Raw genomic sequence first — 21,760 nt, forward strand, 5'->3', positions numbered from 1 at the left:
TAACTAATTTCAGGGGTGATGATCATGCTTGGTTTCCTAGATGTTCAGTTTATAATTCTAGATTTTCCAATCAAGTTGAACTATTTGAAAGGATGGCTTCCTCACAACATTTTAATCGTATAAAAGAGTTATTCCAAGTCAAAGATCTCTCTTCTTTCAGGAAAAAATACCAAGACTACTTATCTCGCATCGAAGAGGGAAGCCAGAAATATCACGTTTCTTTTGAGTATCAAATTCCACCCATGGAGAAAGTTATTAATATAGGCAAAATAGGAACCATTGAATAATTTTTTCTACGTGAAGTGTGAAAATTTTTCCTGGTTCGCATTAAAACCATTTAACTTTCCCATCAAGCAGGTTCTAACATCGTCCACGACCCGCAATATTTTTAAATATATAGTGAGTAGCGGGGTAGGGCAAACTAATCAATAAACTAAATCTACTGGTGTGAGAAGAGGTCTGGAATGTAAATATGTTCATCTGACTGCTGAAAAATAGTTCTAACGTTGTTCACGATGCCCTGCAATTTTCAGTTAAAAAAAAGCCCGAGATGTTTATTTCGGGTTTTGAGTTTAGAGGTGTCTGTAGATAGTAGTCTTTGACTTGTGTATAACTTTTTAGTATAAAAGTTGTATAATGTTTATAGTATCAATTTAAGAAAATTACTTGTAAATAATATTTAAAATTATTATAAAAAAAACAATAAAATTACTACGCCCTTAATCTTATCTTTTGTCAATAATAATCTTGATTATTTGTAAAATAATTAAGATTATTTTTTTAATAAAATTAATATTCTTTTGCTTTTTTCTCTGTTCTGTCATTTCTATTCATTCGGTAATTTATAGCCTGACGACCTTTGACTAATTAATTCAGGCCTGTGTATTTCCTGTTTTAACTAATCTAATCATCAGAAGCAAAAGTGGGCGTAGAATTTTACTGTTTGACTTTAATTTGATTAAAGTCACTAACATTATAATGATAAATCAATACAACGTCAATTTTCTGAATCCTTTTGTTTCTCAATTATATTAAATTGTCTTGGCTTAAGCAGCTAAAGCTTCATTTTCAACCACAATCTTGGTTCGAACATCCTCTACGAGCCCCTGCAATTTTAGGAAATCGCTCTCTGAGCGGTTTTTTGATAGAATAAAAATAGGATAATTAATAAATAAAAAAATATGGACTTCCGTAATACATTTTCATACCACCTTATTATAGCTTTAATGTCACTTCTTTTAGTATTTGTTCTTTTTTCCTCTGGGATTAATCTCAATAGAGCTACAGCAGGAGTTGCCTTTTTCCTCCTTTTCCTAACTCTTATCATAGGCCCCATAATGAGGTTTTGGAAACCGACTTTAGAGGCTCTGCCTTGGAACTTACCTTGGAGTTTGAGGGGTGAACTCGGTATTTGGTTTACGATTGTATCAATTGTCCACATATCCCTTGTTTTTTCCAGCAGGCAATGGGATGTAGTAGGCTATATGGCTGGGATGCGACTTTCGGACCTCGTCGCCTTTGTAGCTATTTTTTTAGCTTTTATTTTAACAATTACCTCTTTTGGCAAGGTAATTAAGTTTTTGGGTATAGCATCTTGGAAGTGGCTTCATAGCTTTTCTTACGTTGTTTTTTATCTTATAGGTGCTCACGTTATCAATCATGCTTTTCTCCGACCGGGTCGTCCCGAAGATTGGCTTCACTGGTCGTATTTAGTTATGATGCTTATTGTTATTACATTACAGGCAGGCGCTTTTGGAAAAACTGTTATAAATTACCGCAAGACTTTAAAGACTAAAAATAATAAAGATTTATCCTAAACCATAAACTTGGTTACCCCTATTTTTTCTAAATCCAATAACTTAATTTTTCTTTTTTGTTTAATTTAGCACAAAAGAGGTTCTAACGTCATTCATAATGCCCTGTATTGAGATTTGATAATGTTTTTTAATTATTGTAAGATTAATTTATGAAAAGATTTAGAATTAAATTACCCAAATTCTTATTAGGAGCTTCTTTGGCCTTATTATCTTTAAAAGTTTTCTTTGGAGGACTTTTTGGATATCTGTTAGCCCAGTTTTTATCAGGGAAAATGAATTCTATCATTTTAAGCTTAGGAAATTTCAAGCTTCATTTTCATCATTGGATAATGAGCGCTTTAGTTTTAGGACTTATTCTTTTATATGAAGTTTCTCCTTTCATGGACCAGTTGTTTTATGGTTTTTTAGGAGGAGTGATTTTTCAAGGGGTTTCAAGTTATTCTGACTGGCATAAGATATTTTTTAAAAAAAATAAATAGTAGTTATTTAATAGAACAAAAAACACACTGATTAATCGGCGTGTTTTTTGTTTTGCTATGTTTCCTATTTTTTTAAATATGCTGGCAATCTTAATCCTAGTCTTGATAAATTATTTAAAATTGAGCCAGTTAAAGCCAAAAGTACAAGTATATACGCGAATTGGCTTATTCTAGCCAAGGATGGAATTGCTGTTGGAACCAACATTAAGATTCCAAAACCTAAGACATAAGCTAAAACAGGTCTGAACATAAAGTCAGCTACTTTTCCTAAACGAAAGTCTTTTTTCACTAGGGCGGCAATAATTCCCAGCAGTACATCAACTGCTATTAAGGTAATAACCCACTTCATTTCAGATGTTTTAAGCAGAGTAAGTATATCTACCATAGTTTTTAACAGTTTATTTTTAAAGAGAGTAATCGCTTCGACCTTTAGAACATTAGTATATTGTAGAACATTATTTTAAATTTGCTAAATCAATTTTCCACAGCCCTAAAGTTATGATAAAATTATCAGCATGGAGAAGAAAAAAATTATTGGAATTATAGTTATTGTTTCTTTGTTAATAATTTTTGCTTATAGAACTATTTTTAAAAAAGCAGAAGATGGCTTTGTTTTTGCTGAAGTCAAAATTGGAAATGTCATTCAGGAAATTTCAGAAACTGGTCAGGTTAAAAAAGGAGAGCAAATTGAACTTAATTTTAAAACCTCAGGAGTACTTGAAAAAATTTATGTTGAAATAGGTGAAGAGGTAAAGGAAAAAGACATCTTAGCAAAATTAGAAGATGCTCAACTAAACATTCAGCTTGCAGAAGCTCAGGCAAGTTTGGAATTATATCAAGCTCAGCTTGACAAGCTGTTGGCTGGCGCTACTTCTGAAGAGATACAGGCCAGTCAAACTGATGTTGATAATGCCCAGATTAGCTTAAATAATGCAAAACAAACTTTAGAAGATATTGAGACTCAAGGGCAAGAAGATTTAAAGTCTGCTTATGAAGATGCCTTGAATGTTTTAGATGATTCATATATTAAAATCTTCAATTCTTTCAATGCGGCTGATTCAATTCAGAGAACTTATTTTACAAGCAATGATCAACAGTCAATTTCGGTAAGAGAAAATAAGGATAAGATTAAAAGTGTTTTAGATGGTGTAGAATCATATTTAGATACAGCAAAAACGACTCAAGAAAATAATGATATTGATATTACTATTGCTGACATGAAAAGCGCTCTAAATGACACTTCTGATGCTTTAAAAATTATTAGAGAGAATTGCGAGGCACTTAATTATAGAAATACAATTTCTTCAGCTGATAAAACCTTATTAGATACTCACAGGGGATACATTAATACAGCTTTAACAAACACTGTTAATTCCCAGCAAACTATTTCTTCAATCAAATTAGATAATAGCGTTAATACTAATACTTATTCTGCCAAAGTTGACACAGCTCAGGGCAGTTTAAAAACAGCTCAAGATGATTTAGCCAAGCTTGTTGCTCCTGCCAGAGATGAAGATGTTAGCTTATACCAGGCTCAAGTAAAACAGGCTCAAGCTCAGCTTTGGCTTTTACAAAAACAAATTGCAGACACTACTTTAAAAAGCCCTATTAATGGACAGATTGCTAAAATAGAGAAAAGAGTGGGCGAGTTAGTTCAGTCAGCTTTAGCAGATGCTATCATAACCATTCTTCCTGATGATCCTTTTAAAATTGAAGTTGATATTTATGAAGAAGATGTGACAAAAATGGATATTGGTAATCCAGTAAACATCACTTTAGTTGCTTTTTCAGAACAAGTTTTAACAGGAAAAGTAATTTCCATTGACCCTGCTGAAAAAATAATAGATGGAGTAGTTTATTATGAAGTTTCTGTTTCTTTGGATAACCCACTTGAAGGCGTAAAACCTGGCATGACTGCTGATTTAGTTATTAGGACAGCTTTCAAAGAAAATGTCTTAACTGTTCCGAAAAGAGCAGTAAAAAAGAAGAATGGAAAAACAATAGTTCGAGTTTTAGAAAATACAATTATTACAGAACGTGAAATAGAAATTGGGCTTAAAGGCACTAATGATGTTACAGAAATTGTTTCTGGACTTGAACAAGGTGAGCAAGTTATTTTACCTTAAATGTCAGAAAAAATTATTGAACTAAATAATGTTTGGAAGATTTATCAGTTAGGAAAAGTAGAATTAACAGCCTTAAAAGGAGTAAGCCTCGATGTAACTCGAGGTGATTTTGTAAGTATTATGGGACCATCAGGTTCTGGTAAATCAACTCTTTTAAATATGATAGGTTGCTTGGACATTCCAACTAAAGGAAAAGTTGTTTTAAATGGAAAAGATATTTCAAAATTAACAGATGATCAGCTTTCTCAGCTTAGAGGGGAAACTATTGGCTTTGTGTTCCAGACATTTAATTTAATGCCTCACTTAACGGCTCTTGAGAATGTAATGCTGCCAATGGTTTTTCAGGGTAAATTGTTAAAACAAAGAAAGACAAGGGCAAAACAGCTTTTAACATCAGTTGGTTTGGAAAAAAGAATTAATCATCATCCAGCTGAACTTTCAGGCGGTGAAAGGCAAAGAGTAGCTATAGCCAGAGCTTTTGCTAATGACCCAGAAATTGTTATTGCTGATGAGCCAACAGGTAATTTGGATTCAGTAACTGGCAAGAAAATTATGCAGCTTTTAAAACGATTTCATAAAGAAGAGAAGAAAACTATTATCGTTGTGACTCATGATCCTAATATTGCTGATTATAGTGAGAACATAGTTAATATTAAAGATGGTGAACTTATTATTAATCATCAAAAAGCATCCAAGTTTTTATGGAAGAAATGAGAGAATATTTCTATATTGCCATAAGAAATCTTAGAACAAGATCCTTAAGAAGCTGGCTTACTATTTTTGGTATTGTTATAGGGGTGTTTTTGATTATTAGTTTATTGTCTTTGTCAGAAGGGATTAAGGATAGCATTACACAGCAATTAAGGTCTTTAGGGGGAGAAACGATTTTTGTAATGCCTGGAGATATGTCTAATCCACTTATAGCTATGATGGGGAGTGAAAAGTTGGAAAAAGCAGATATTGAAACTATTAAAAGAACAGATGGAGTAGAAGAAGTAGTTTCTATGTCACATGCCAGCAGTATTATGAGATATGAAGAAGAAAGTAAACAAATTATTTTAATGGGTGTTGACTGGGAAGAAAGTTTAATAATTTTAGAAGGTTATCAAGGATGGAGTTTGGATAAAGGCAGATGGCCTACTGCAGGCAAGAGAGAGATTGTAGTGGGTCAACAAGTAGCTTATGAAATATTTGAACAAGAGATTGAAGTTGATTCCAGCGTAGTGGTTAAGGGTAAAACTTTTAAAATAGTAGGAATAATGAATTCTTTGGGCAGTCAAACTGATGATAGTGGGGTATATGTTGATATGGTAATTTATGGAGGCTTGACTGGAGAAAAAAAGGGAAGCGCTCAAATGGCAATGGTTAAAATAGAAGAAGGAGTTTCTTTAGATGAAACAGCTGAGAATATTAGAGAAAATCTTCGAAAAACAAGAAAAAGAAGAGCTGGAACAGATGAAGCTGATTTTAGTGTAATTACATCTGATACGATAGGAGATATTGCAGGCAATATATTAGCTGTTATTCAGTTAGCTATAATAGCTTTTGCCAGCATTGCTATCATCGTTGGAGGCATTGGAATAACAAATACGATGTTTACTTCAGTTAGAGAAAGAACTAAAGAAATAGGAATTATGAAAGCTATTGGCGCTAAGAATGTAGCTGTGCTGTCCATCTTCTTATTTGAATCTGCAATTATTGGTCTTAGCGGAGGAATAGGAGGTACATTGTTAGGCGTTGGTTTTGCCAAAGCGATTGAGTTATATGGATTAGCTAATCCATCGTTTTATTTCAGAGCATCAATAAGTATTGGTCTTATTGTTTTTGGTTTAGTTTTTTCTTTTTTAATTGGTTGCTTGGCAGGGTTTTTCCCAGCTAAACAAGCTGCAAAATTAAAACCAGTAGAAGCGTTAAGAAGGTTAGAATAATTAATTCATCTTATAATAATATATGAGCTATTTAATTTTAGGCGCAGGATTTTTAGGCGGAGCAGTTAGAGGGCTTACAGGTTTTATTAAACATCAATTTGCATATAAAAATGTGTCCTTTAAGTTGGGGTATTTTTTAGGAACAGTTGTAATTTCTGGAATGATTGGATTTGCATCAGCTTATGCAGTACAAAATGTGGGTTTTAGTTTAGAAGGTGCATTTAGCCCAGCTCTAAGCTTTATCGTTGGTTATGCCGGAGGTGACTTTATTGAAAATATTTACAAGATCCTTATTAAAAAATCTTCTCTTTATTCTGAAAAATAATTACAGTAGGGTAGTTATATGGCTTTGATTGATAATTTAATTAAACAAGGTTGGTTAAAAACGGCTAGAATTGTTGAAGCCTTCAGAAAAATTAAAAGAATTGATTTTTTACCTGAAGATTCAAAAAACTTAGCTGAATTAAATCAAGCCTTGCCTATTGGCTATGGCCAGACAATATCTCAACCAATGGTTGTGGCTTTTATGTTGGAACAGCTTCAACCTCAGAAAGGTGATAAGATTTTAGATATTGGTTCTGGTTCTGGCTGGACAACTGCTTTGCTTTCTGAAATAGTAGGAGAGGATGGTAGAGTTTTTGCCATCGAGTTTGTAAAAGAATTAAAGGATTTTGGAGAGAGAAATACAGTTAAATATAATTTTGTTAAAAAAGGAATTGCTAAATTTGTTTGTGCTGACGGTTCAAAAGGTTATGAAAAAGAAGCGCCTTTTGATAGAATTTTAGCTTCAGCATCAGCTAAAAAAATTCCTTTAGCCTGGAAAAAACAACTTAAAATAGGCGGCAAGATCGTTACTCCAATAAAAACTTCAATCTGGGTATTTACTAAAAATTCTGAAACTGACTTTGAAGAAGTTGAGCATTCTGGATTTGTATTTGTACCTCTTGTTACAGACGATGAATAAAAGAATATGATAAAAACAAAAAAGATAACAATTTATTTTCTTTTTTTTATTTTAATAATTTTTCTATTTGGAATTTTTTCCCCTAAAAATTCTATTGATACTGAAAACAAGTTTTTTTTAGTTGAAAAAGGACAAAACCTTTTTGAAATAGCTAATAACTTAGAAGACCAGGAAATAATAAAAAATAAATTCTTTTTTAATTTTTATGTGCTTTTAAAAATGAGTCAAAACAAACTTAAAGCAGGAGAGTATTTTTTGAGTTCTTCAATGAATATTAGAAGCGTTGCAGATAAAATTATTTCTGGAGATACAGCAAAAACCATAATAACAATTCCTGAAGGGTGGAATCTAAGAGATATTGGCTGGTATTTTGAAAATGAAGGCATGTTTCAAGCAGAAGAGCTTTTTGAATTAATTGGTTTTCCTTTGATCAATTATTCAATAAATACTGATCTGCCAAAGCCAAAAGATTTTAGCTCTGACTATATTTTTTTAAACGATAAGCCTAAAAACATTAGTTTAGAGGGTTATCTTTTTCCAGATACTTATGAGATTGCTTATGATGAAGAGCTTGAGGGGATAGTTGAAAAAATGCTTGATAATTTTAATAAAAAACTGAGTCAAAGCTTAAGAAATGAAATTACAAAACAAGGAAAAACAATTTTTGAAATTATTACAATGGCTTCTTTAATTGAGAAAGAAGTTCAAAGTTTAAATGATAAAAAAATAGTTTCTGGTATTTTATGGAAAAGGTTAAGCGCTGGAATGGGCTTACAAGTTGATGCTACTATTACATATATTACTAACAAAAAAAGCAGTAAAGTCTCAAAACAGGAAACTGAGATTGATTCTTTATACAATACCTATAAGTATCGGGGCTTACCCTTAGGCCCAATATCTAATCCTGGGCTAGAAAGCATTGAGGCTGCCATATATCCTCAAAATAGTGACTATTGGTATTATCTATCTGCTCTTGATGGTGAAACTATTTTCAGTAAAACTTTAGAAGAACACAATATTGCCAAGGCAAAATATTTAAAGTAAGAATTGACAGATTATTTAAACAATATATACTTAAAACATCCACAGACAGTAGGCATTTAAGTCCTGCCGAGGAAAAAATAGAATAAGCTTTATTCAGTCTGTGGTTCGCGCACAGATTTTTGCGTTAATAGATTCACATTTTTTAAAAAAATGGTAAAAACAAAAAAAGAAAAAAAGAAAGAATTAGAAAGCTTAAAGGAAAAGATTAAGAAACAAAAAACAATGATATTCGTTGATTTTTCTGGTTTAAAAGTAGAAAATATGTCTAAATTAAGAAGAACTTTAAAAAAATCAGACAGTGAATTAAAAGTTGCTAAGAAAACTTTGATGAAATTAGCTTTGAAAGAGGCTGGAATGGAAAATGATATTAGTGGATTGAAAGGTGAAATCGCTCTTGTGTTTGGCTATGAGGATGAAATTGTTCCTGCAAAGTTGGTTTATGAGTTTTCAAGAGGAAACCCTAGTCTAAAGATATTAGGAGGATTTTTTGAAAACCAGTTTAAATCTGCAGAAGATTTCATAGTTTTAGCTCAACTTTCATCAAGGCAAGAGCTTTTAGCAAGATTGGTTGGGAGTATTTCCTCTCCAATTGCTGGTTTTGTTAGAGTATTAGAAGCTAATTTAAAAGGTCTGGTTTGTGTATTAAGCGCAATTAAAAAACAATAATTAATAATATTTAAAAATATGGCTGAAGAAACAAAAAAACAAGAAGAAAAAAAAGAAGAGAAAAAAGTTGAAGTGCCAACAAAATTCAAGAAATTAGTTGAAGAAGTTGAAAAAATGAGTGTTTTAGAACTGTCAGAACTAGTTAAGGTTTTAGAAGATAAGTTTGGTGTTTCAGCTGCTCCTCAGATGGCAGCTGCAGCTCCAGTTGCAGATACTCCTGGCGATGCTCCTGCTGAAGAAAAGGCAAGTTTTAATATTGTCTTAACAGCAGTGGGTGATAAAAAGATTGAGGTAATTAAAGCAGTAAGAGATATTACCCAAAAAGGATTAAAAGATTCAAAAGATTTAGTTGATGCTGTTGCAACAGGCGAGCAAATGGTTAAAGAAAACGTTAAAAAAGAAGAAGCTGAAGAAATGAAAAAGAAGTTTGAAACAGCTGGTGCAAAAGTTGAATTAAAGTAAAGTTAGCTTTTTTTCTCTGGAAGTTTTGGATAAAAAGCATCTTTTTTCCAATAAAAATCTGAATTGACAAAGCTTTTATTGCAGGGCAGTTGATATAGTCCCACTGGTTTCTCTGATTTTTTTGGGGTAACTTCTAATTTTTTGCACTTTGAACAATATTTGATTTTACAATTCTCTGGACAATAAATGCATTTGAAAGATTCTATGAAATGAGAACAGCTTGTTTGGAGCTGTTTTCTTCTTTGTTTTACGCCCATGTACCTTTCCTTTTTTTCAGCATATTGTTTTTGCACTTCTTCAAAAGCAGTGGTTTTATCAACTTCAAACTTTTTACCAATTTTTGATTCAAACCATTGTGATTGCTCCTTTTCATAATCTTTAAAATTTTTAATGCTTGTCAGACCTAAGTCATTTAAAATGGTCATAAATCTTTTTTGAAGCTTTAAGGAATTTTTGTATTTTTGAGCAAGAATAGTGCCGTAAAGCCCTAGATTCAATTTGTTCTCCTCTTTTGCTTTTTTTTTGGTTCTTTCAATCCACCAGCTTGGCAAGTATATATATTTCACCTTGCCCTCTGTTAGGAATCTGATTAATCTGGTTAACCCATAAAAACTTGCCCTTATTCTGCCATAATCAAAATACCTATTATTAGGACTGTTTAGTGTAATTACGCCAACTGCGCTTATGGTGTCTCTTAAAGCTTTGTCAGTATGATAAAGGACCCAATATCCCCCTTTTTCTTTTGGCACTAATACTATTTCATTAATTGTTATGTCTCTGCTCTCTAATATTCTCCTAATCATTCTTTCATTTTCAGGAGTGCCTTTTATTAGTTCAATATCCCGATTATTCAGTTCAAACTCTATTGTTTTTAGTTTTTCTGTTAATTGTTTAGTTTTTTGAGTTAATGCTGGCAAACTTTTATTTTTTGTTCCAGTAAAGGTAAGAATTAAATCAATATCAGGCAATTCATCTTTTTCATTTTCCAAAGCCATATTTTTTTTAATTTTTCCTTCGTTTTTGAGAATCTGACCCAAGATTGCTTTGGCAAAGCCGCCTTTAATTATCATATTTTTTTCTTGGGATAAAACTTCTAAAACCTTGATAATCTTTTTAGGAAATAAACTTAAGGATTCTTTTTTGTCTATTTCAATTCTTGATATTTTTCTTTTGAGGGGTAAAAGATACATATTAATTTTATTGTTATATCACTTTAAAGATTATTTACAAGTTTATTTTATAAACTTTTAAACCATTTAACAGATAAATGGTTTCTCCATTTTCAGAGACTGAAAAATCTAATAAGTTATCAAATTTCTCACTTTGCAATTGCTTTATTACCTGGCCGTCTTTAGCTAAAACAATTATTCTTTTTTGCAAGGGTTCTAAGATATATAAATAAGGAATATTGGGCGAGGTGTAGATTTTACTAAGGTCTTTTGTTTCAGGAAAAATATTAATTTTAAATTCCTGATTAAATTCTCCTTTATAATATTTATAAATTAGGTTTTCTTTTAAAATCCAGATTGAAGAATCAATGGTCATTGATTGAGCTCTAATTGTTTTTTCTGGTTTTTTATTCAGCCATGATAGGGGATTATCCCAGTTGAGATTTTTTAAAAATCCATATTTAATTATTTGGCCCGTTGTTCTATCAAGAAAATAAAGATTATTATAAAAAGGAACAAGACTATTAAAATTAGGCTCTTGATAGGCTGGTTCAAGTTGGGATTTTAAAACTTGATCATCTTTCAAAACAATCAATTTGTCCGGCTCTAAAAAGAACAATATTGAATCATTAAGGCGTGTTGCTAAGTTTACTCCCTTTTCAGTTTCAATAATCTTTTTTTGGTTATCTGATTTTAGAATAAAAACATTGGCTAAATAAGGACTGAAAAAATAAAGATCATTGTTCTGGCTGATTAGGTTATTGGGGACAAATTCTTTTCTATTAAACTCAAAAAGCAATTCAGGGCTTTCAATGTTTTCTAATTTATTTAATTCATAAAGCTTGCTTAAAATTTCATTCTCTAACTCAATAACTTGATTGCTGAATTCTTTTGGTAAAAAAGACAGGTTTTTTGAAAGAGGCAGAATTTTATTCCAGCTTTCTTCTAAAAGGGAATTTGATTTTTTAAATGCTTCTGGGCTTGTGTCTTTTAAAATCAAAAAACTTTCTGATAGTTCTAATATTCCTTGGATTTCTTTTAATTTTTGAGCATAAATATCAATTTTTCTTTTTTGTTCAAATTTAGAAAAAGCAAAGCCTAAAATTAAAATAATTATTAAACCAGAAACTAATATTGTGTTTTTATGAAACGGTAATCCTTTTTTTTGATTTAATTTGTTTATCTTTAACAAAGCACGATTTTTTTTTGGCAGTTCTAATTTAATTTTTGGAACTTCAAATTTAATTTTGGGAATTCGAAAACTTTTTAATCTCTTTCCCCCTGTTGATTTTTTTCTGGACGCAATTGGTTTTTTAAAAGATAGTTTTGGTAATTTTTCAAAAACTTTTAAAACAGGGCTGAATATTTTTTTGAAAGAAAAAGCTTTCAAATCATCTTGAGAAATTGTTTGTTTTTCTCTCAAAGATTTTTCTCTAATAAAATGGATTGTTAAAAAAATACCGCTTGATTCATTTAGAGATTGTTTTTTTTCATTTAAAATTCCTTTTAATTGGTCATTGTTAAAGGAACTTAGCTTTGTGATTTTCTTTAATATTTTTTCTTGTTCGAAAAACTTAAAAAGCTCATTTGTCAAAATACAAAGAAGATCATTTTCAGCTAATTTTCCTGAAACAATGTTGGCAAATATTTTTAAAGGATAGGGCTCTAAGCCTTCAAGCTGGACTTTTTCTTCAATGTCTGTTATTTGACCGTCTCTTATTAAAAGAGGCTTTATATCTCCTACTTTGGAAAAGTTTAATTTAGAATCTTTTATTGAGAGAATAAAGAAATCTAAATTTCCCAGCCAGCTAATATCTCCTGATTTTGATATTTTATCCAAGAACTTGTTAGCTTCTTTTAAACTATTTTTTAACGCTCTTTCAGCGCTTCCAGTTCTTGAACTGTAATGTTTCTCTTTTATAACTTCTGCCAATTTTTTTAATAGTCTTTTATTCTGAGGCAAAGCATTTTTTAAAGAACCCACTATATACAGATTTCCCAGTTTTTTCTCATAGCCTTTTTCCGGCTCATAACAAAAACTATCTAAGATTAAATCCTCTTTTAATTTGGGATTAAAATGAAACTCAAAAACTTTCATATTAGACCTATTTTAACAAACTTTACCTGCTTAATGAAATTGATTACTATTGAAAATACTTGGGCTCGTGGCTCAGTGGCAGAGCGTACGGTTCACATCCGTAAGGTCATAGGTTCAATTCCTATCGAGCCCACAATTTTATTTACAAAGCATTTTAGATATGACATTATTAATAAAGATGAGAAAAAAGGCTTTTTTCGATCAAGAATTATATTCCAGAGTCTCTATTAATGACTTAATTGTTTTTGCAATGCATTCAATTAAAAATAAACAAAAAGAATGCAATTTTGAAGATCTAGTTAATGAATGCTTTAATTTTTTTCCAAAAACCTTTGCTTTTTTTAAATATCCTGATTGGCCTGACAGCAGAAAATTAGACAGACCCCTAAGAAATTTGAGGAAAAAAGGATTAATAAAAGGAGGTCCGCAGGTTCATTTTTCTTTAACCCAGAAAGGAATAAAAAAGTCCCTAGAAATTGTTAAGGCTTTTCGCCAAATAAAATTATTGTAATTAAAAATAATTACTATGTTAGAGCTTATAGTTAGCACAGTTGATTCAATAGCTTTTTACGCTTTAATAATATTGCTTACTTTTGCATTTATTGGTGCAGTTTTTTATGTGATTATGAAAAACTTACGAGGTTTTTAGCATGGAAAAAGTTAGGGCTCATATCATTGTTTCAGGCAGAGTGCAGGGGGTGGGTTATAGAAACAACACTTTTCAACAAGCTCAAAAGATTGGATTAAGCGGTTGGGTTAAGAATTTAGAAGATGGAAGAGTTGAAGCTGTTTTTGAGGGAGAGAAACAAGAGGTTGAAAAAATAATTAACTGGGCAAAAAAAGGTCCTTTATTGGCCAATATATCAGATTTTAAGATTGACTGGCAGGAGCATAAAGGAGAATTTAGTAATTTTGAAATTAAATAAAAAACAAGGTAATGTTGCTTAAGGTTAAGGTTTTTCCTGGTTCAAAAAAACAAGAAATAATTGAAAAATCAAAGAATAATTTAGAGATTAGGGTAAAGGAAAAGCCAATTCAGGGAAAAGTAAATAAAAGATTAATTTTTCTTTTGTCCTTATATTTTAAAACAGAGCAGTCAAAAATAAGACTGATTAAAGGTTTTAGACAGAAGAATAAGATTTTTGAAATATTGGAATAATGAATCTTTCTTGCATTGAAAAAGTTTTAAAAAATGAACCTAAGTTCCGTTTAAAACAAGTAAAAAGGCTTGTTTTTTTTGATTTGATTGATAATTGGAGCAAAGCAACAACACTATCTCTTGATTTAAGAGAAAAATTAAATGAAAAGTGCTCTTTAGAAATTAATTCAAAGATGTTTTTTTCAAAAGATAAAAAAACCATTAAAGCACTTGTTGAATTAAAAGACGGATTAAAGATTGAGTCAGTACTTATGAAGCATAAAGATCAAAGAAATACGGTTTGTGTGTCTTCTCAGGTTGGCTGTGCTTTGGGTTGTTTATTTTGTGCCACAGGGAAAATGGGATTTAAGAGAAATTTAGAGGCTGATGAAATTATTGAACAAGTAGTGCTTTTCGCCCGTTATTTAAAAAAGAAAAAACAAAAAATTACAAACATTGTTTTTATGGGAATGGGAGAGCCCTTTTTAAATTATGATAATGTCATTGAATCAATCAAGGTTTTAAATGATAAACAAGGTTTTAATTTAGGGGCTAGGAGTTTTTCAATTTCAACTGCTGGGATTATTGATGGAATAAATAATCTGGTTAAAGAAAAACTTCAAATTAATCTTGCCATATCTTTACATGCTCCTGACGATAAACTACGTTTAAAGATTATGCCAATGAGCAAAAAATATCCACTTTTTAAAATTTTAAAATCAGTTGATAATTATATATTGAAAACCAAACGTAAAGTAATGTTTGAATATTTAATGATTGATAACGTTAATGATAAAGATGAGCATGCCGAAAGGCTAGCAAAGCTAATGAAAAAACCATTATATTTTGTAAATTTAATATCATATAATCCAACAGGAGATTTTAAGCCGTCTTCAAAACAAAGAATTAAAAAATTCAGAGAAATTCTAGAGAAAAAGGGGGTGCATGTAAGTCAAAGATATAGTTTTGGACAAGACATTAAAGCTGCTTGCGGTCAGTTAGCAGTAAAGATGTAATCTTTATTAAAAAAAATCGCCGAAGATAATTTGGCGGTTTTTGGTTGACAAACGTTGATATATATGGCAATAATAAATAGTTCAATAGAAGGAACAAACAAGAGTTCTTTTTAAGAACAAAGAAATAAGGGATGAAATCAAAATGTCAGCAATGCAAGAATTATGGAATGAACTTCTTAGACGAAATTCAGACAATGACTATCTATGTCATGTTATTGGATGCGCAGAATCTCTAAAAAAAGAAGCCTGGCAGAAACTTCTTGGGCAAGATCCAAGCAATGACAACCTTCATTTTATTATTGATAACGCAATATCTCTAAGAAAAGAAGTAGGAAAGAAATTTCTTGAACAAAACCCAGGCAATCACGATCTGCGTGATATTATTCAATACGTAGAACCTCTAATAGAGGAGACAGAAAAACTATTAAAAAGATCAATAAACGAAATCTTAAAAGGTAAGAGTAATGGAAAAGGATAAGTTTTCTTAACCACATTACTCTTTTTTTATTTAAACTTTGACTGAAAGAAGTTCTTCGGTTTTACTCAGTATAATCGCCTTATTAGCGGTTTTTTGATAAGATTAAATACATGGTCCCTAATTATTTTAAATCAAAACATGGTTATGAGATAAGTGGTATTTGGTATCCACGGGTAACTTCAATTTGTAATATTATTGCCAAACCTGCCCTTGAAAGATGGATTGCCAATCAACCCAGCTTTGCTGTTATGGAAAAAAAGAAAGAAAAGGCAGCTCAGTGGGGTACACTGGTTCACAACACAATAGAAGAAATACTTTTAGAAAAGAATCCAAAAATTGAAAATATGATACAACCTTCAATACAAGCTTTTTCTGATTGGTTAGATAATAATAAAGTCAAAGTTAAAGAAATAGAAAAAAGAGTTGTCAGCAATAAAAATACTTATGCTGGAACTTTTGATATTTTAGCAGAAGTTAATAATGAATTAGGAATTTTAGATTTAAAAACCAGTAGAGAAATTTGGGATAATCATTTTATTCAAAATTCAGCATATTTTAATGCATACAATGAAAAAAACAGAAAAAAAGCCAAAACTCACTGGATTTTAAGAATTGACCAGTATCAAAAATGCAAGGTTTGTGGTGGAAAAAGAAGAAATAAATTGGGTGAGATTAATATTAAAGGCGCGAAAAGGCTCTGCAGACATGTCTGGGATAGTCCTAAAGGCGAGTGCGAACTTCAAAAAGTCAAAAGTCATAGATCTTTTATTGATACTTTTTTAGCTGCAAAGAAATTATGGGAATTTTCAAATAGGAAGTTACTTTCTCGGATAAGTAATTATCCAAATAAAACAAAAACACATTTAACACTTTTTAATGTTTAAATGCAGGAAATAATTACAAAACAACTTGCTGATGAATTAATGAGAATAAAAGGAGAGGTGAGAGGAATTGCGCCCAAAGCTCATGTCCAGTTTGTAGTTGAAGAGAAAGGAGAAAGTATTTTTGAAAAAGTAGAGGATAAAATGGCAGAACTTGGTCATCCTGTAAACTATAAAAGCCTAAGACCAATGAATTTTTATCCAATAGGAATAGAGGCTATAACTTTATTAGTTATTAAGCAATTGTTTAATTATGATGATGAGAAGTTTAAAGAAATTGGTAAATATCAATCAAAGATTTCATTAATAATAAAGTTATTTACGAAATATTTTGTTTCTATAAAGATAATAGCTCAAAAAGCGCCAGAAATGTGGAGGAAGTACTATACAGTCGGAGATTTAAAAGTAACAGAGTTAAATGAAAAAGAAAAATATACTGTTGTAGAAGTTAAAGATTTTAAAATGCATGAACATCACTGCAGGATGCTTGAAGGCTATTTTGCCAGTGTTATAAAAATGGTAGTAAAAGAAAATACAATCTGCAAAGAAACAAAATGTATTTTTAAAGGCGATGATTATCATGAGTTTTTGATAAAATGGTAAATTAAAACAGCCATGCATTGCACGGCTGTTTTTGGTTAATCCTTTCTTCTTTTTTGAACCCGCAATCTAAAGGTGATTTTTAAAAAGTACTGATTAAGATTAAACTACGGGCTCGAAAAAGAAGAAACTATTTTAATTATAATTTCATTATAACATATTACTATGATTTGTCAATAGTTATGCCAAGTGTTTTTAACTATTTTTTAAGAAATGATATAATAAACAGGCCGCATTAAACGCTCTAAAAAGCAATAAAACTTACGAAATATATTAATATGATGAACGAATTAACATTGTCACTTTTAGACAATCCATGGTTTCTGTTTTTATTTCTTGCATGGACCATGCCTTGGAAAGCAGTAGCCATGTGGAGAGCATCAAAAAACAATCACAGGAGATGGTTTGTTGTTTTGCTTGTATTAAACACTTTGGCAATTGTAGAGATTATATACATTTTCTTTTTTAGCAAGCCAAAGAAAATTGAATTAAAAGAGCATGAAGGTTAAGCAATTGGCAGTAGGCGAGCTAGCAGGTAATTGCTATTTACTGGCTTCAGAAAATGAATTAATTGTTATTGATCCTGGAGATGAAGCAGAAAGGATTTTAAAAGAGATTGAACAGTTAAAAGCAATTCCAAAGTACATTATAATTACACATTGTCATCCTGATCATGTTCTGGCTATGCCAGAAATTAAAAAACAAACAGGAGCCAAGGTTTTAATCCACGAACAAGAAAAGCAGTTTGGGAATTGTGAAGCTGATGGGTTTTTGAAAGAAAAAGATGAAATAAAGATTGGGAATACTGTTTTAAAAGTTATTCATACGCCAGGACATACTCCTGGAAGCATATGTTTATTGGGAGATAACTTTATTTTTACTGGTGACACGCTTTTCGAAAATGGTTATGGTAGAACTGATTTGCCTGGTGGTTCATATGAAGAAATGGAAAATTCTCTTAACAGATTATCACAATTATTAAAATCAAAAATGGTGGTTTACCCTGGTCATGGTAGACCTTTTGATGTTAAAAAATAACATAATTTATGGTTAAAAAACTTAAAACTTCATTAAGGGCATTTAATACGCCACTATCTCCAATAAGAAAATTTGTGCCACTTTTACAGCTTGCCAAGAAAAAAGGATTAAATGTTTTTGAACTTCACATTGGTCAGCCTGATTTAAAAACGCCTTCTCAGATTTTAAGCAAAATAAGGAATTTTAATGAGAAAATAATAAGATACACTCCTTCTAATGGGATTCCTGAAGTTCAGTCTGCCTGGAAAAAGTACTTTAAAGGTTTTGGTATTAATTTTAATGAATCTGAAATTGTTGTTACGATCGGAGGAAGTGAAGCAATATTTTTTGCTCTTTCTGCGATTTGTGACCCAGAAGAAGAAGTTATTGTTTTTGAGCCGTTTTATACAAATTACAATGGCATTGGATCAATAGTTAACGTGAAGTTAGTTCCTGTTAGAACCTTTGTAAAAACTGGCTTTCATTTACCTGATAAAAAATCTATTGAAAAAAAGATTAGTAAAAAGACAAAGGCAATTTTAATTTGCAATCCATCTAATCCTACTGGCACTGTTTACAGTAAAAAAGAACTTCAAATGATTGTTGATATTGCCAATAAGCATAATCTTTTCATCTTAGCTGATGAAGTTTATCGTGAGTTTGTTTACGATGGACAAAAGCATTTTTCAATAATGGACTTTAAAGCAGCTCATAACAAAGCAGTGATTCTTGACAGTATTTCAAAGAGATTTAGCGCTTGTGGTGCCAGGATAGGATGTCTGGCTTCAAAAAATAAAGACATTATTGCTGGAGTGACAAAGTTTGCCCAGGCAAGGTTGTCTTTACCAATGGTTGAGCAAATTGCAGCAGTTCCACTTTTATTGAATTCAAAAGCATATACTAGGAAAATTGTTAAAGAGTATAAAAAAAGAAGAGATGCTGTTTATGAGGGCTTGCAGGAAATCCCAGGGATCCAGTGTTTAAAACCAAAAGGAGCATTTTATATAACAGTCAAACTTCCTGTTAAAAGTGCTGAAGATTTTACTCGTTGGCTGTTAACTAAGTTTTCATATAATAACCAAACAGTAATGCTTGCTCCTGCTGCTGGGTTTTATGCAAGCAAAGGATTAGGAAAAGATGAAGTAAGAATTGCTTTTGTCTTGTCAGCGCCAAAAATGAAACAAGCAATGAAAGTTTTAAGAATTGCTTTAGAAAAGTACAAAAGTTAATGAGCGAATTTAAAAAAAGAATCTATAATATTGTTAGTAAAATCCCAAAAGGCAGCGTTATGAGCTATAAAGAAGTGGCAGAAGCTGGCGGTTATCCAAAAGCATGGCGGGCAGTTGGTAGTGTTTTAAACAAAAATACAAGTTCTAAAGTGCCGTGTCACAGGGTGATTAAATCAAATGGTAAAATTGGTGGATTTGCTGGTGGAACAGAGAAGAAAATCGCTCTACTTAAAAAAGAAGGAGCAATAAAAATAAAATGAATAATTATATAAATAAAGCCATTGTTGGATTCTTTATTGGACTGATTATTTTCTTGATGATCATTGTTCTAGTTGGAAACGAAAGTTTGTTTTTATTCATTAACCAAACTTTAGGCAATCAATATCTAGATTTTGTTGTTTTATACATTTTTATTCCTTTATTCATTTCAATGGGAGTAATCCCTGGAATGCTTTTTGTTTTTAAAAAAGATGTATCAGGGTTTTTTACTTTGCTGTCAGGAGGACTTTGTTATCTTGCTGGTAATTTAGTTAAGTTGATTTTTAAAATGCCAAGACCATATACAGTGCTTCCTGATGTTAGAATTATTGGTCCTTGGCATATGAGCCAGTATTCTTTTCCTTCTACTACCACGATGCTTGCTTTTGGCCTGGCATTTGCTTTTTTTCTTGAAAAAAGGAATAAACTCAGCTATGTTTTTTTAGGCTTGGCAGGTTTGGTTGGATTTACAGTAATATATACTGGATTTCATTTTCCTTATGATGTTCTTTTTGGAATATTACTTTCTTTGCTGTTTGTTTATTTATTAAAGAAAATTAAAGACAAATTATTCAATGAAAAAAGATTACATAGTTAATTCAAGGGGGGAGAGAGAACTTTTTTCTTTTGACAAAGTTTATCGTTCTTCAAAAAGAGCAGGCGCTTCAGATTCTTTGGCAAAAAAAATAGCTTCTAAGGTTGAAAAAAACATATATCCAGACATCAAAACTTCTAAAATATATAGCCAAGTTAAAAGGCTTTTAAAACAATCTCCAGCTTTGTCTATGAAGTTTTCTTTAAAACAGGCAATGAGGAAACTGGGACCTAGTGGTTTTGATTTTGAGAAGTACATCGCGGGAATATTTGAGAAAAATGGCTACAAGACTAAAATAAATCAAATCATACCTGGCAAATGTATTGCTGGTTATGAGATAGATTTTTTAGCTGAAAAAGATAAGTTTTTTCATATTGGTGAGTGCAAGTATCATACATTTGCTGGAGCACGGGTTGATTTAAAAATAGCTTTGTATAATTACGCAAGGTATTTAGATATTTTCAACAATTCTAAATTCAAAAACTCTAAAACAATAATAGTAACAAACACTAAATTTACCAGCGAGGCAATCAGTTATTGTGAGTGTTATGGTGTTGGTCTTTTGGGCTGGAGATATCCAAGGGACAAGGGGCTTGAGCATTTAATTGAAAAACACAAGCTTTATCCTGTTACAATTCTTCCTTCGTTTAAAGCTCATTACAAGAATATTTTTGCTGAGAATAGAATGATGATGGCTTTAGATTTGTTAAAATTTTCTCCAAGCCAGATTGTTAAAAAACTAGGGCTTTCCTCAAATGAGATTAAAAGACTGGTTCAGGAGGCAAGTGTTCTGTTAGAATAGTTTTATGAAGCTTGTTTTTAAAATTGAAAAGCTGTATTGGACAAAACACGTTAAAGGTAAAATGCGTTTTTACGGATTATCTGAAAGTAGGTTAAAAAGAGTGCTGCGAAAACCAGACAGAAAAGAGCTTGGCATTACGCCAAGAACTGTAGCAGTAATGCAGAAGGCTGGGACCAAAAAACGGCCAACAGAAATTTGGTTAATGTATCAAAAGCATAAAAGCATAACAAAGATAATTACTGCCTGGCGTTATCCTGGCATTAGTCCTAAAAGACAGCCTCCGCCAATACCAGAGAATATCTTATGGGAATTAAAACACGATAATTTTAAAGTAGAGATTCCTGAAGAATACGTTAAAGGAAAAGTAAAGTTTTTAAATTGTGAGATTGATTTGTCAAAACGTGTGTTTATTCCAAGAATTGAAACAGAGTTCTGGGTTAAAAAGGCAATCAAAGAAATTAAAAAAACAAGGAATTTAGAAGTTCTAGACATGTTCGCTGGTTCTGGATGTATAGGAATATCAATTTTGAAGAATATTAAAAAGAGTAAAGTTGATTTTTCTGATATTGACAATCGGGCAGTAGAACAAATTAAGATTAATTTGAAATTGAATAAAATTCCAAAAAAAAGATACGAAATATATCAGTCAGATTTATTTGAGAACTTAAAAAACAAAACATACCACTATATTTTTGCCAACCCTCCTTATGGAGCTGAGAACAGAATAAGTGAAGTAGGGCAGTCAGTTTTAAAATATGAGCCTCATAAAGCTGTTTTTTCAGGCAAACATGGTTTGATTCATATTAAAAAGTTTTTAAAACTTGCTAAAAAGTTTTTGAAAGAAAAAGGAATTATTTATCTTGAATTTGATCCAGAACAGAAAAGCGATATTGAAAAGATTTTAAAAAAAGAAAAGTATTCTAGCTTTAAATTCACGAGAGATCAGTTTAAAAAATACCGTTTTGCAAGAGTTATCAAATAACAGTAAAATAT

28 protein-coding genes and 1 tRNA gene are annotated in these 21,760 nt (G+C 31.2%); 26 read left to right on the forward strand and 3 right to left on the reverse strand.

Annotated elements, in window-relative coordinates:
- The 3 genes from KJI70_00005 to KJI70_00015 all read left to right on the forward strand — a co-directional run.
- Window positions 1–287, forward strand: a 287-nt coding sequence (locus KJI70_00005) for a hypothetical protein (GenBank protein ID MCP6717918.1), incomplete at its 5' end; no start/stop codon positions are given.
- A gap of 894 nt (window positions 288–1,181) precedes the next feature.
- Entirely contained in the window at window positions 1,182–1,817 is a 636-nt protein-coding gene (locus KJI70_00010; protein ID MCP6717919.1) for a hypothetical protein, read from the forward strand.
- A gap of 149 nt (window positions 1,818–1,966) precedes the next feature.
- Window positions 1,967–2,296 (forward strand): hypothetical protein, encoded by a 330-nt coding sequence (locus KJI70_00015; GenBank protein MCP6717920.1) that lies wholly within the window; start codon window positions 1,967–1,969, stop codon window positions 2,294–2,296.
- 64 nt (window positions 2,297–2,360) lie between these two features.
- On the opposite strand, the gene KJI70_00020 is transcribed toward KJI70_00015, so the two are convergent.
- Entirely contained in the window at window positions 2,361–2,681 is a 321-nt protein-coding gene (locus KJI70_00020) for a phage holin family protein (protein ID MCP6717921.1), read from the reverse strand.
- A gap of 130 nt (window positions 2,682–2,811) precedes the next feature.
- Here KJI70_00020 and KJI70_00025 point away from each other — a divergent pair, with 130 nt between their 5' ends.
- From KJI70_00025 to rplL, 8 genes are all read left to right on the forward strand, one after another.
- The gene (locus KJI70_00025) at window positions 2,812–4,422 is read left to right on the forward strand and encodes an efflux RND transporter periplasmic adaptor subunit (GenBank protein ID MCP6717922.1); all 1,611 of its coding nucleotides are present in this window, start codon (window positions 2,812–2,814) and stop codon (window positions 4,420–4,422) included.
- Between the two features lie 12 nt (window positions 4,423–4,434).
- Entirely contained in the window at window positions 4,435–5,136 is a 702-nt protein-coding gene (locus KJI70_00030; GenBank protein MCP6717923.1) for an ABC transporter ATP-binding protein, read from the forward strand.
- Window positions 5,124–6,350, forward strand: a complete 1,227-nt coding sequence (locus KJI70_00035) for an ABC transporter permease (GenBank protein ID MCP6717924.1) — start codon at window positions 5,124–5,126, stop codon at window positions 6,348–6,350. The genes KJI70_00030 and KJI70_00035 overlap by 13 nt, the downstream gene beginning before the upstream one ends.
- Before the next feature lie 22 nt (window positions 6,351–6,372).
- Window positions 6,373–6,675, forward strand: coding sequence for a hypothetical protein (locus KJI70_00040; GenBank protein MCP6717925.1), 303 nt, complete (start codon window positions 6,373–6,375; stop codon window positions 6,673–6,675).
- Between the two features lie 18 nt (window positions 6,676–6,693).
- Window positions 6,694–7,314 (forward strand): protein-L-isoaspartate O-methyltransferase, encoded by a 621-nt coding sequence (gene pcm / locus KJI70_00045; GenBank protein ID MCP6717926.1) that lies wholly within the window; start codon window positions 6,694–6,696, stop codon window positions 7,312–7,314.
- 6 nt (window positions 7,315–7,320) lie between these two features.
- The gene (mltG, locus tag KJI70_00050) at window positions 7,321–8,358 is read left to right on the forward strand and encodes an endolytic transglycosylase MltG (protein ID MCP6717927.1); all 1,038 of its coding nucleotides are present in this window, start codon (window positions 7,321–7,323) and stop codon (window positions 8,356–8,358) included.
- 150 nt (window positions 8,359–8,508) lie between these two features.
- Entirely contained in the window at window positions 8,509–9,024 is a 516-nt protein-coding gene (gene rplJ, locus KJI70_00055) for a 50S ribosomal protein L10 (protein MCP6717928.1), read from the forward strand.
- 114 nt (window positions 9,025–9,138) lie between these two features.
- Window positions 9,139–9,486, forward strand: coding sequence for a 50S ribosomal protein L7/L12 (rplL, locus tag KJI70_00060; protein ID MCP6717929.1), 348 nt, complete (start codon window positions 9,139–9,141; stop codon window positions 9,484–9,486).
- Between the two features lie 2 nt (window positions 9,487–9,488).
- Here the strand turns inward: rplL and KJI70_00065 are convergent, their stop codons facing one another.
- Window positions 9,489–10,676, reverse strand: a complete 1,188-nt coding sequence (locus KJI70_00065) for a hypothetical protein (GenBank protein ID MCP6717930.1) — start codon at window positions 10,674–10,676, stop codon at window positions 9,489–9,491.
- A 34-nt stretch (window positions 10,677–10,710) separates the two neighbouring features.
- Entirely contained in the window at window positions 10,711–12,753 is a 2,043-nt protein-coding gene (locus tag KJI70_00070) for a hypothetical protein (GenBank protein MCP6717931.1), read from the reverse strand.
- A 61-nt stretch (window positions 12,754–12,814) separates the two neighbouring features.
- Between KJI70_00070 and KJI70_00075 the strand changes: the two genes are divergently transcribed.
- The 15 genes from KJI70_00075 to KJI70_00145 all read left to right on the forward strand — a co-directional run bounded on the left by KJI70_00075 (window position 12,815) and on the right by KJI70_00145 (window position 21,749).
- A tRNA-Val gene (locus tag KJI70_00075) sits at window positions 12,815–12,886 on the forward strand.
- Between the two features lie 27 nt (window positions 12,887–12,913).
- On the forward strand, window positions 12,914–13,264 hold the full coding sequence (locus tag KJI70_00080; protein ID MCP6717932.1) for a hypothetical protein: 351 nt from the start codon (window positions 12,914–12,916) through the stop codon (window positions 13,262–13,264).
- 139 nt (window positions 13,265–13,403) lie between these two features.
- Complete coding sequence (locus KJI70_00085) at window positions 13,404–13,679, forward strand: acylphosphatase (protein MCP6717933.1); 276 nt, start codon at window positions 13,404–13,406, stop codon at window positions 13,677–13,679.
- 11 nt (window positions 13,680–13,690) lie between these two features.
- Window positions 13,691–13,912 carry a DUF167 family protein gene (locus KJI70_00090; GenBank protein ID MCP6717934.1) on the forward strand — a complete coding sequence of 74 codons (222 nt, stop codon included), beginning with the start codon at window positions 13,691–13,693 and terminating at the stop codon, window positions 13,910–13,912.
- Window positions 13,912–14,907 carry a 23S rRNA (adenine(2503)-C(2))-methyltransferase RlmN gene (gene rlmN, locus KJI70_00095; GenBank protein MCP6717935.1) on the forward strand — a complete coding sequence of 332 codons (996 nt, stop codon included), beginning with the start codon at window positions 13,912–13,914 and terminating at the stop codon, window positions 14,905–14,907. Before KJI70_00090 ends, rlmN begins: the two co-directional genes overlap by 1 nt.
- 142 nt (window positions 14,908–15,049) lie before the next feature.
- Entirely contained in the window at window positions 15,050–15,385 is a 336-nt protein-coding gene (locus KJI70_00100; protein MCP6717936.1) for a hypothetical protein, read from the forward strand.
- A gap of 110 nt (window positions 15,386–15,495) precedes the next feature.
- The gene (locus KJI70_00105) at window positions 15,496–16,269 is read left to right on the forward strand and encodes a hypothetical protein (protein ID MCP6717937.1); all 774 of its coding nucleotides are present in this window, start codon (window positions 15,496–15,498) and stop codon (window positions 16,267–16,269) included.
- Entirely contained in the window at window positions 16,270–16,869 is a 600-nt protein-coding gene (locus KJI70_00110; GenBank protein MCP6717938.1) for a hypothetical protein, read from the forward strand.
- 275 nt (window positions 16,870–17,144) lie between these two features.
- On the forward strand, window positions 17,145–17,375 hold the full coding sequence (locus KJI70_00115; protein ID MCP6717939.1) for a DUF5652 family protein: 231 nt from the start codon (window positions 17,145–17,147) through the stop codon (window positions 17,373–17,375).
- The gene (locus KJI70_00120) at window positions 17,365–17,904 is read left to right on the forward strand and encodes an MBL fold metallo-hydrolase (GenBank protein ID MCP6717940.1); all 540 of its coding nucleotides are present in this window, start codon (window positions 17,365–17,367) and stop codon (window positions 17,902–17,904) included. Before KJI70_00115 ends, KJI70_00120 begins: the two co-directional genes overlap by 11 nt.
- An 8-nt stretch (window positions 17,905–17,912) precedes the next feature.
- Window positions 17,913–19,112, forward strand: a complete 1,200-nt coding sequence (locus tag KJI70_00125; GenBank protein MCP6717941.1) for a pyridoxal phosphate-dependent aminotransferase — start codon at window positions 17,913–17,915, stop codon at window positions 19,110–19,112.
- Window positions 19,112–19,372 (forward strand): MGMT family protein, encoded by a 261-nt coding sequence (locus tag KJI70_00130; GenBank protein MCP6717942.1) that lies wholly within the window; start codon window positions 19,112–19,114, stop codon window positions 19,370–19,372. Before KJI70_00125 ends, KJI70_00130 begins: the two co-directional genes overlap by 1 nt.
- Window positions 19,369–19,968, forward strand: coding sequence for a phosphatase PAP2 family protein (locus tag KJI70_00135; GenBank protein MCP6717943.1), 600 nt, complete (start codon window positions 19,369–19,371; stop codon window positions 19,966–19,968). Before KJI70_00130 ends, KJI70_00135 begins: the two co-directional genes overlap by 4 nt.
- Complete coding sequence (locus tag KJI70_00140; protein MCP6717944.1) at window positions 19,946–20,767, forward strand: restriction endonuclease; 822 nt, start codon at window positions 19,946–19,948, stop codon at window positions 20,765–20,767. Before KJI70_00135 ends, KJI70_00140 begins: the two co-directional genes overlap by 23 nt.
- Window positions 20,768–20,771: 4 nt before the next feature.
- Entirely contained in the window at window positions 20,772–21,749 is a 978-nt protein-coding gene (locus tag KJI70_00145; protein MCP6717945.1) for a HemK family protein methyltransferase, read from the forward strand.
- Window positions 21,750–21,760: the final 11 nt, after the last annotated feature.

The organism is Patescibacteria group bacterium (assembly GCA_024238995.1).
Classification (GTDB): Bacteria; Patescibacteriota; Minisyncoccia; order Minisyncoccales; family JANBVM01; genus JANBVL01.

Bases quoted from the DNA above. Each gene is read 5' to 3' on its own strand.
- KJI70_00010 (MCP6717919.1), top strand. From the start codon at position 1,182: ATGGACTTCCGTAATACATTTTCATACCACCTTATTATAGCTTTAATG.
- KJI70_00015 (MCP6717920.1), top strand. From the start codon at position 1,967: ATGAAAAGATTTAGAATTAAATTACCCAAATTCTTATTAGGAGCTTCT.
- KJI70_00020 (MCP6717921.1), bottom strand. From the start codon at position 2,681: ATGGTAGATATACTTACTCTGCTTAAAACATCTGAAATGAAGTGGGTT.
- KJI70_00025 (MCP6717922.1), top strand. From the start codon at position 2,812: ATGGAGAAGAAAAAAATTATTGGAATTATAGTTATTGTTTCTTTGTTA.
- KJI70_00035 (MCP6717924.1), top strand. From the start codon at position 5,124: ATGGAAGAAATGAGAGAATATTTCTATATTGCCATAAGAAATCTTAGA.
- KJI70_00040 (MCP6717925.1), top strand. From the start codon at position 6,373: ATGAGCTATTTAATTTTAGGCGCAGGATTTTTAGGCGGAGCAGTTAGA.
- pcm (MCP6717926.1), top strand. From the start codon at position 6,694: ATGGCTTTGATTGATAATTTAATTAAACAAGGTTGGTTAAAAACGGCT.
- mltG (MCP6717927.1), top strand. From the start codon at position 7,321: ATGATAAAAACAAAAAAGATAACAATTTATTTTCTTTTTTTTATTTTA.
- rplJ (MCP6717928.1), top strand. From the start codon at position 8,509: ATGGTAAAAACAAAAAAAGAAAAAAAGAAAGAATTAGAAAGCTTAAAG.
- rplL (MCP6717929.1), top strand. From the start codon at position 9,139: ATGAGTGTTTTAGAACTGTCAGAACTAGTTAAGGTTTTAGAAGATAAG.
- KJI70_00065 (MCP6717930.1), bottom strand. From the start codon at position 10,676: ATGTATCTTTTACCCCTCAAAAGAAAAATATCAAGAATTGAAATAGAC.
- KJI70_00070 (MCP6717931.1), bottom strand. From the start codon at position 12,753: ATGAAAGTTTTTGAGTTTCATTTTAATCCCAAATTAAAAGAGGATTTA.
- KJI70_00080 (MCP6717932.1), top strand. From the start codon at position 12,914: ATGACATTATTAATAAAGATGAGAAAAAAGGCTTTTTTCGATCAAGAA.
- KJI70_00085 (MCP6717933.1), top strand. From the start codon at position 13,404: ATGGAAAAAGTTAGGGCTCATATCATTGTTTCAGGCAGAGTGCAGGGG.
- KJI70_00090 (MCP6717934.1), top strand. From the start codon at position 13,691: ATGTTGCTTAAGGTTAAGGTTTTTCCTGGTTCAAAAAAACAAGAAATA.
- rlmN (MCP6717935.1), top strand. From the start codon at position 13,912: ATGAATCTTTCTTGCATTGAAAAAGTTTTAAAAAATGAACCTAAGTTC.
- KJI70_00100 (MCP6717936.1), top strand. From the start codon at position 15,050: ATGTCAGCAATGCAAGAATTATGGAATGAACTTCTTAGACGAAATTCA.
- KJI70_00105 (MCP6717937.1), top strand. From the start codon at position 15,496: ATGGTCCCTAATTATTTTAAATCAAAACATGGTTATGAGATAAGTGGT.
- KJI70_00110 (MCP6717938.1), top strand. From the start codon at position 16,270: ATGCAGGAAATAATTACAAAACAACTTGCTGATGAATTAATGAGAATA.
- KJI70_00115 (MCP6717939.1), top strand. From the start codon at position 17,145: ATGATGAACGAATTAACATTGTCACTTTTAGACAATCCATGGTTTCTG.
- KJI70_00120 (MCP6717940.1), top strand. From the start codon at position 17,365: ATGAAGGTTAAGCAATTGGCAGTAGGCGAGCTAGCAGGTAATTGCTAT.
- KJI70_00125 (MCP6717941.1), top strand. From the start codon at position 17,913: ATGGTTAAAAAACTTAAAACTTCATTAAGGGCATTTAATACGCCACTA.
- KJI70_00130 (MCP6717942.1), top strand. From the start codon at position 19,112: ATGAGCGAATTTAAAAAAAGAATCTATAATATTGTTAGTAAAATCCCA.
- KJI70_00135 (MCP6717943.1), top strand. From the start codon at position 19,369: ATGAATAATTATATAAATAAAGCCATTGTTGGATTCTTTATTGGACTG.
- KJI70_00140 (MCP6717944.1), top strand. From the start codon at position 19,946: ATGAAAAAAGATTACATAGTTAATTCAAGGGGGGAGAGAGAACTTTTT.
- KJI70_00145 (MCP6717945.1), top strand. From the start codon at position 20,772: ATGAAGCTTGTTTTTAAAATTGAAAAGCTGTATTGGACAAAACACGTT.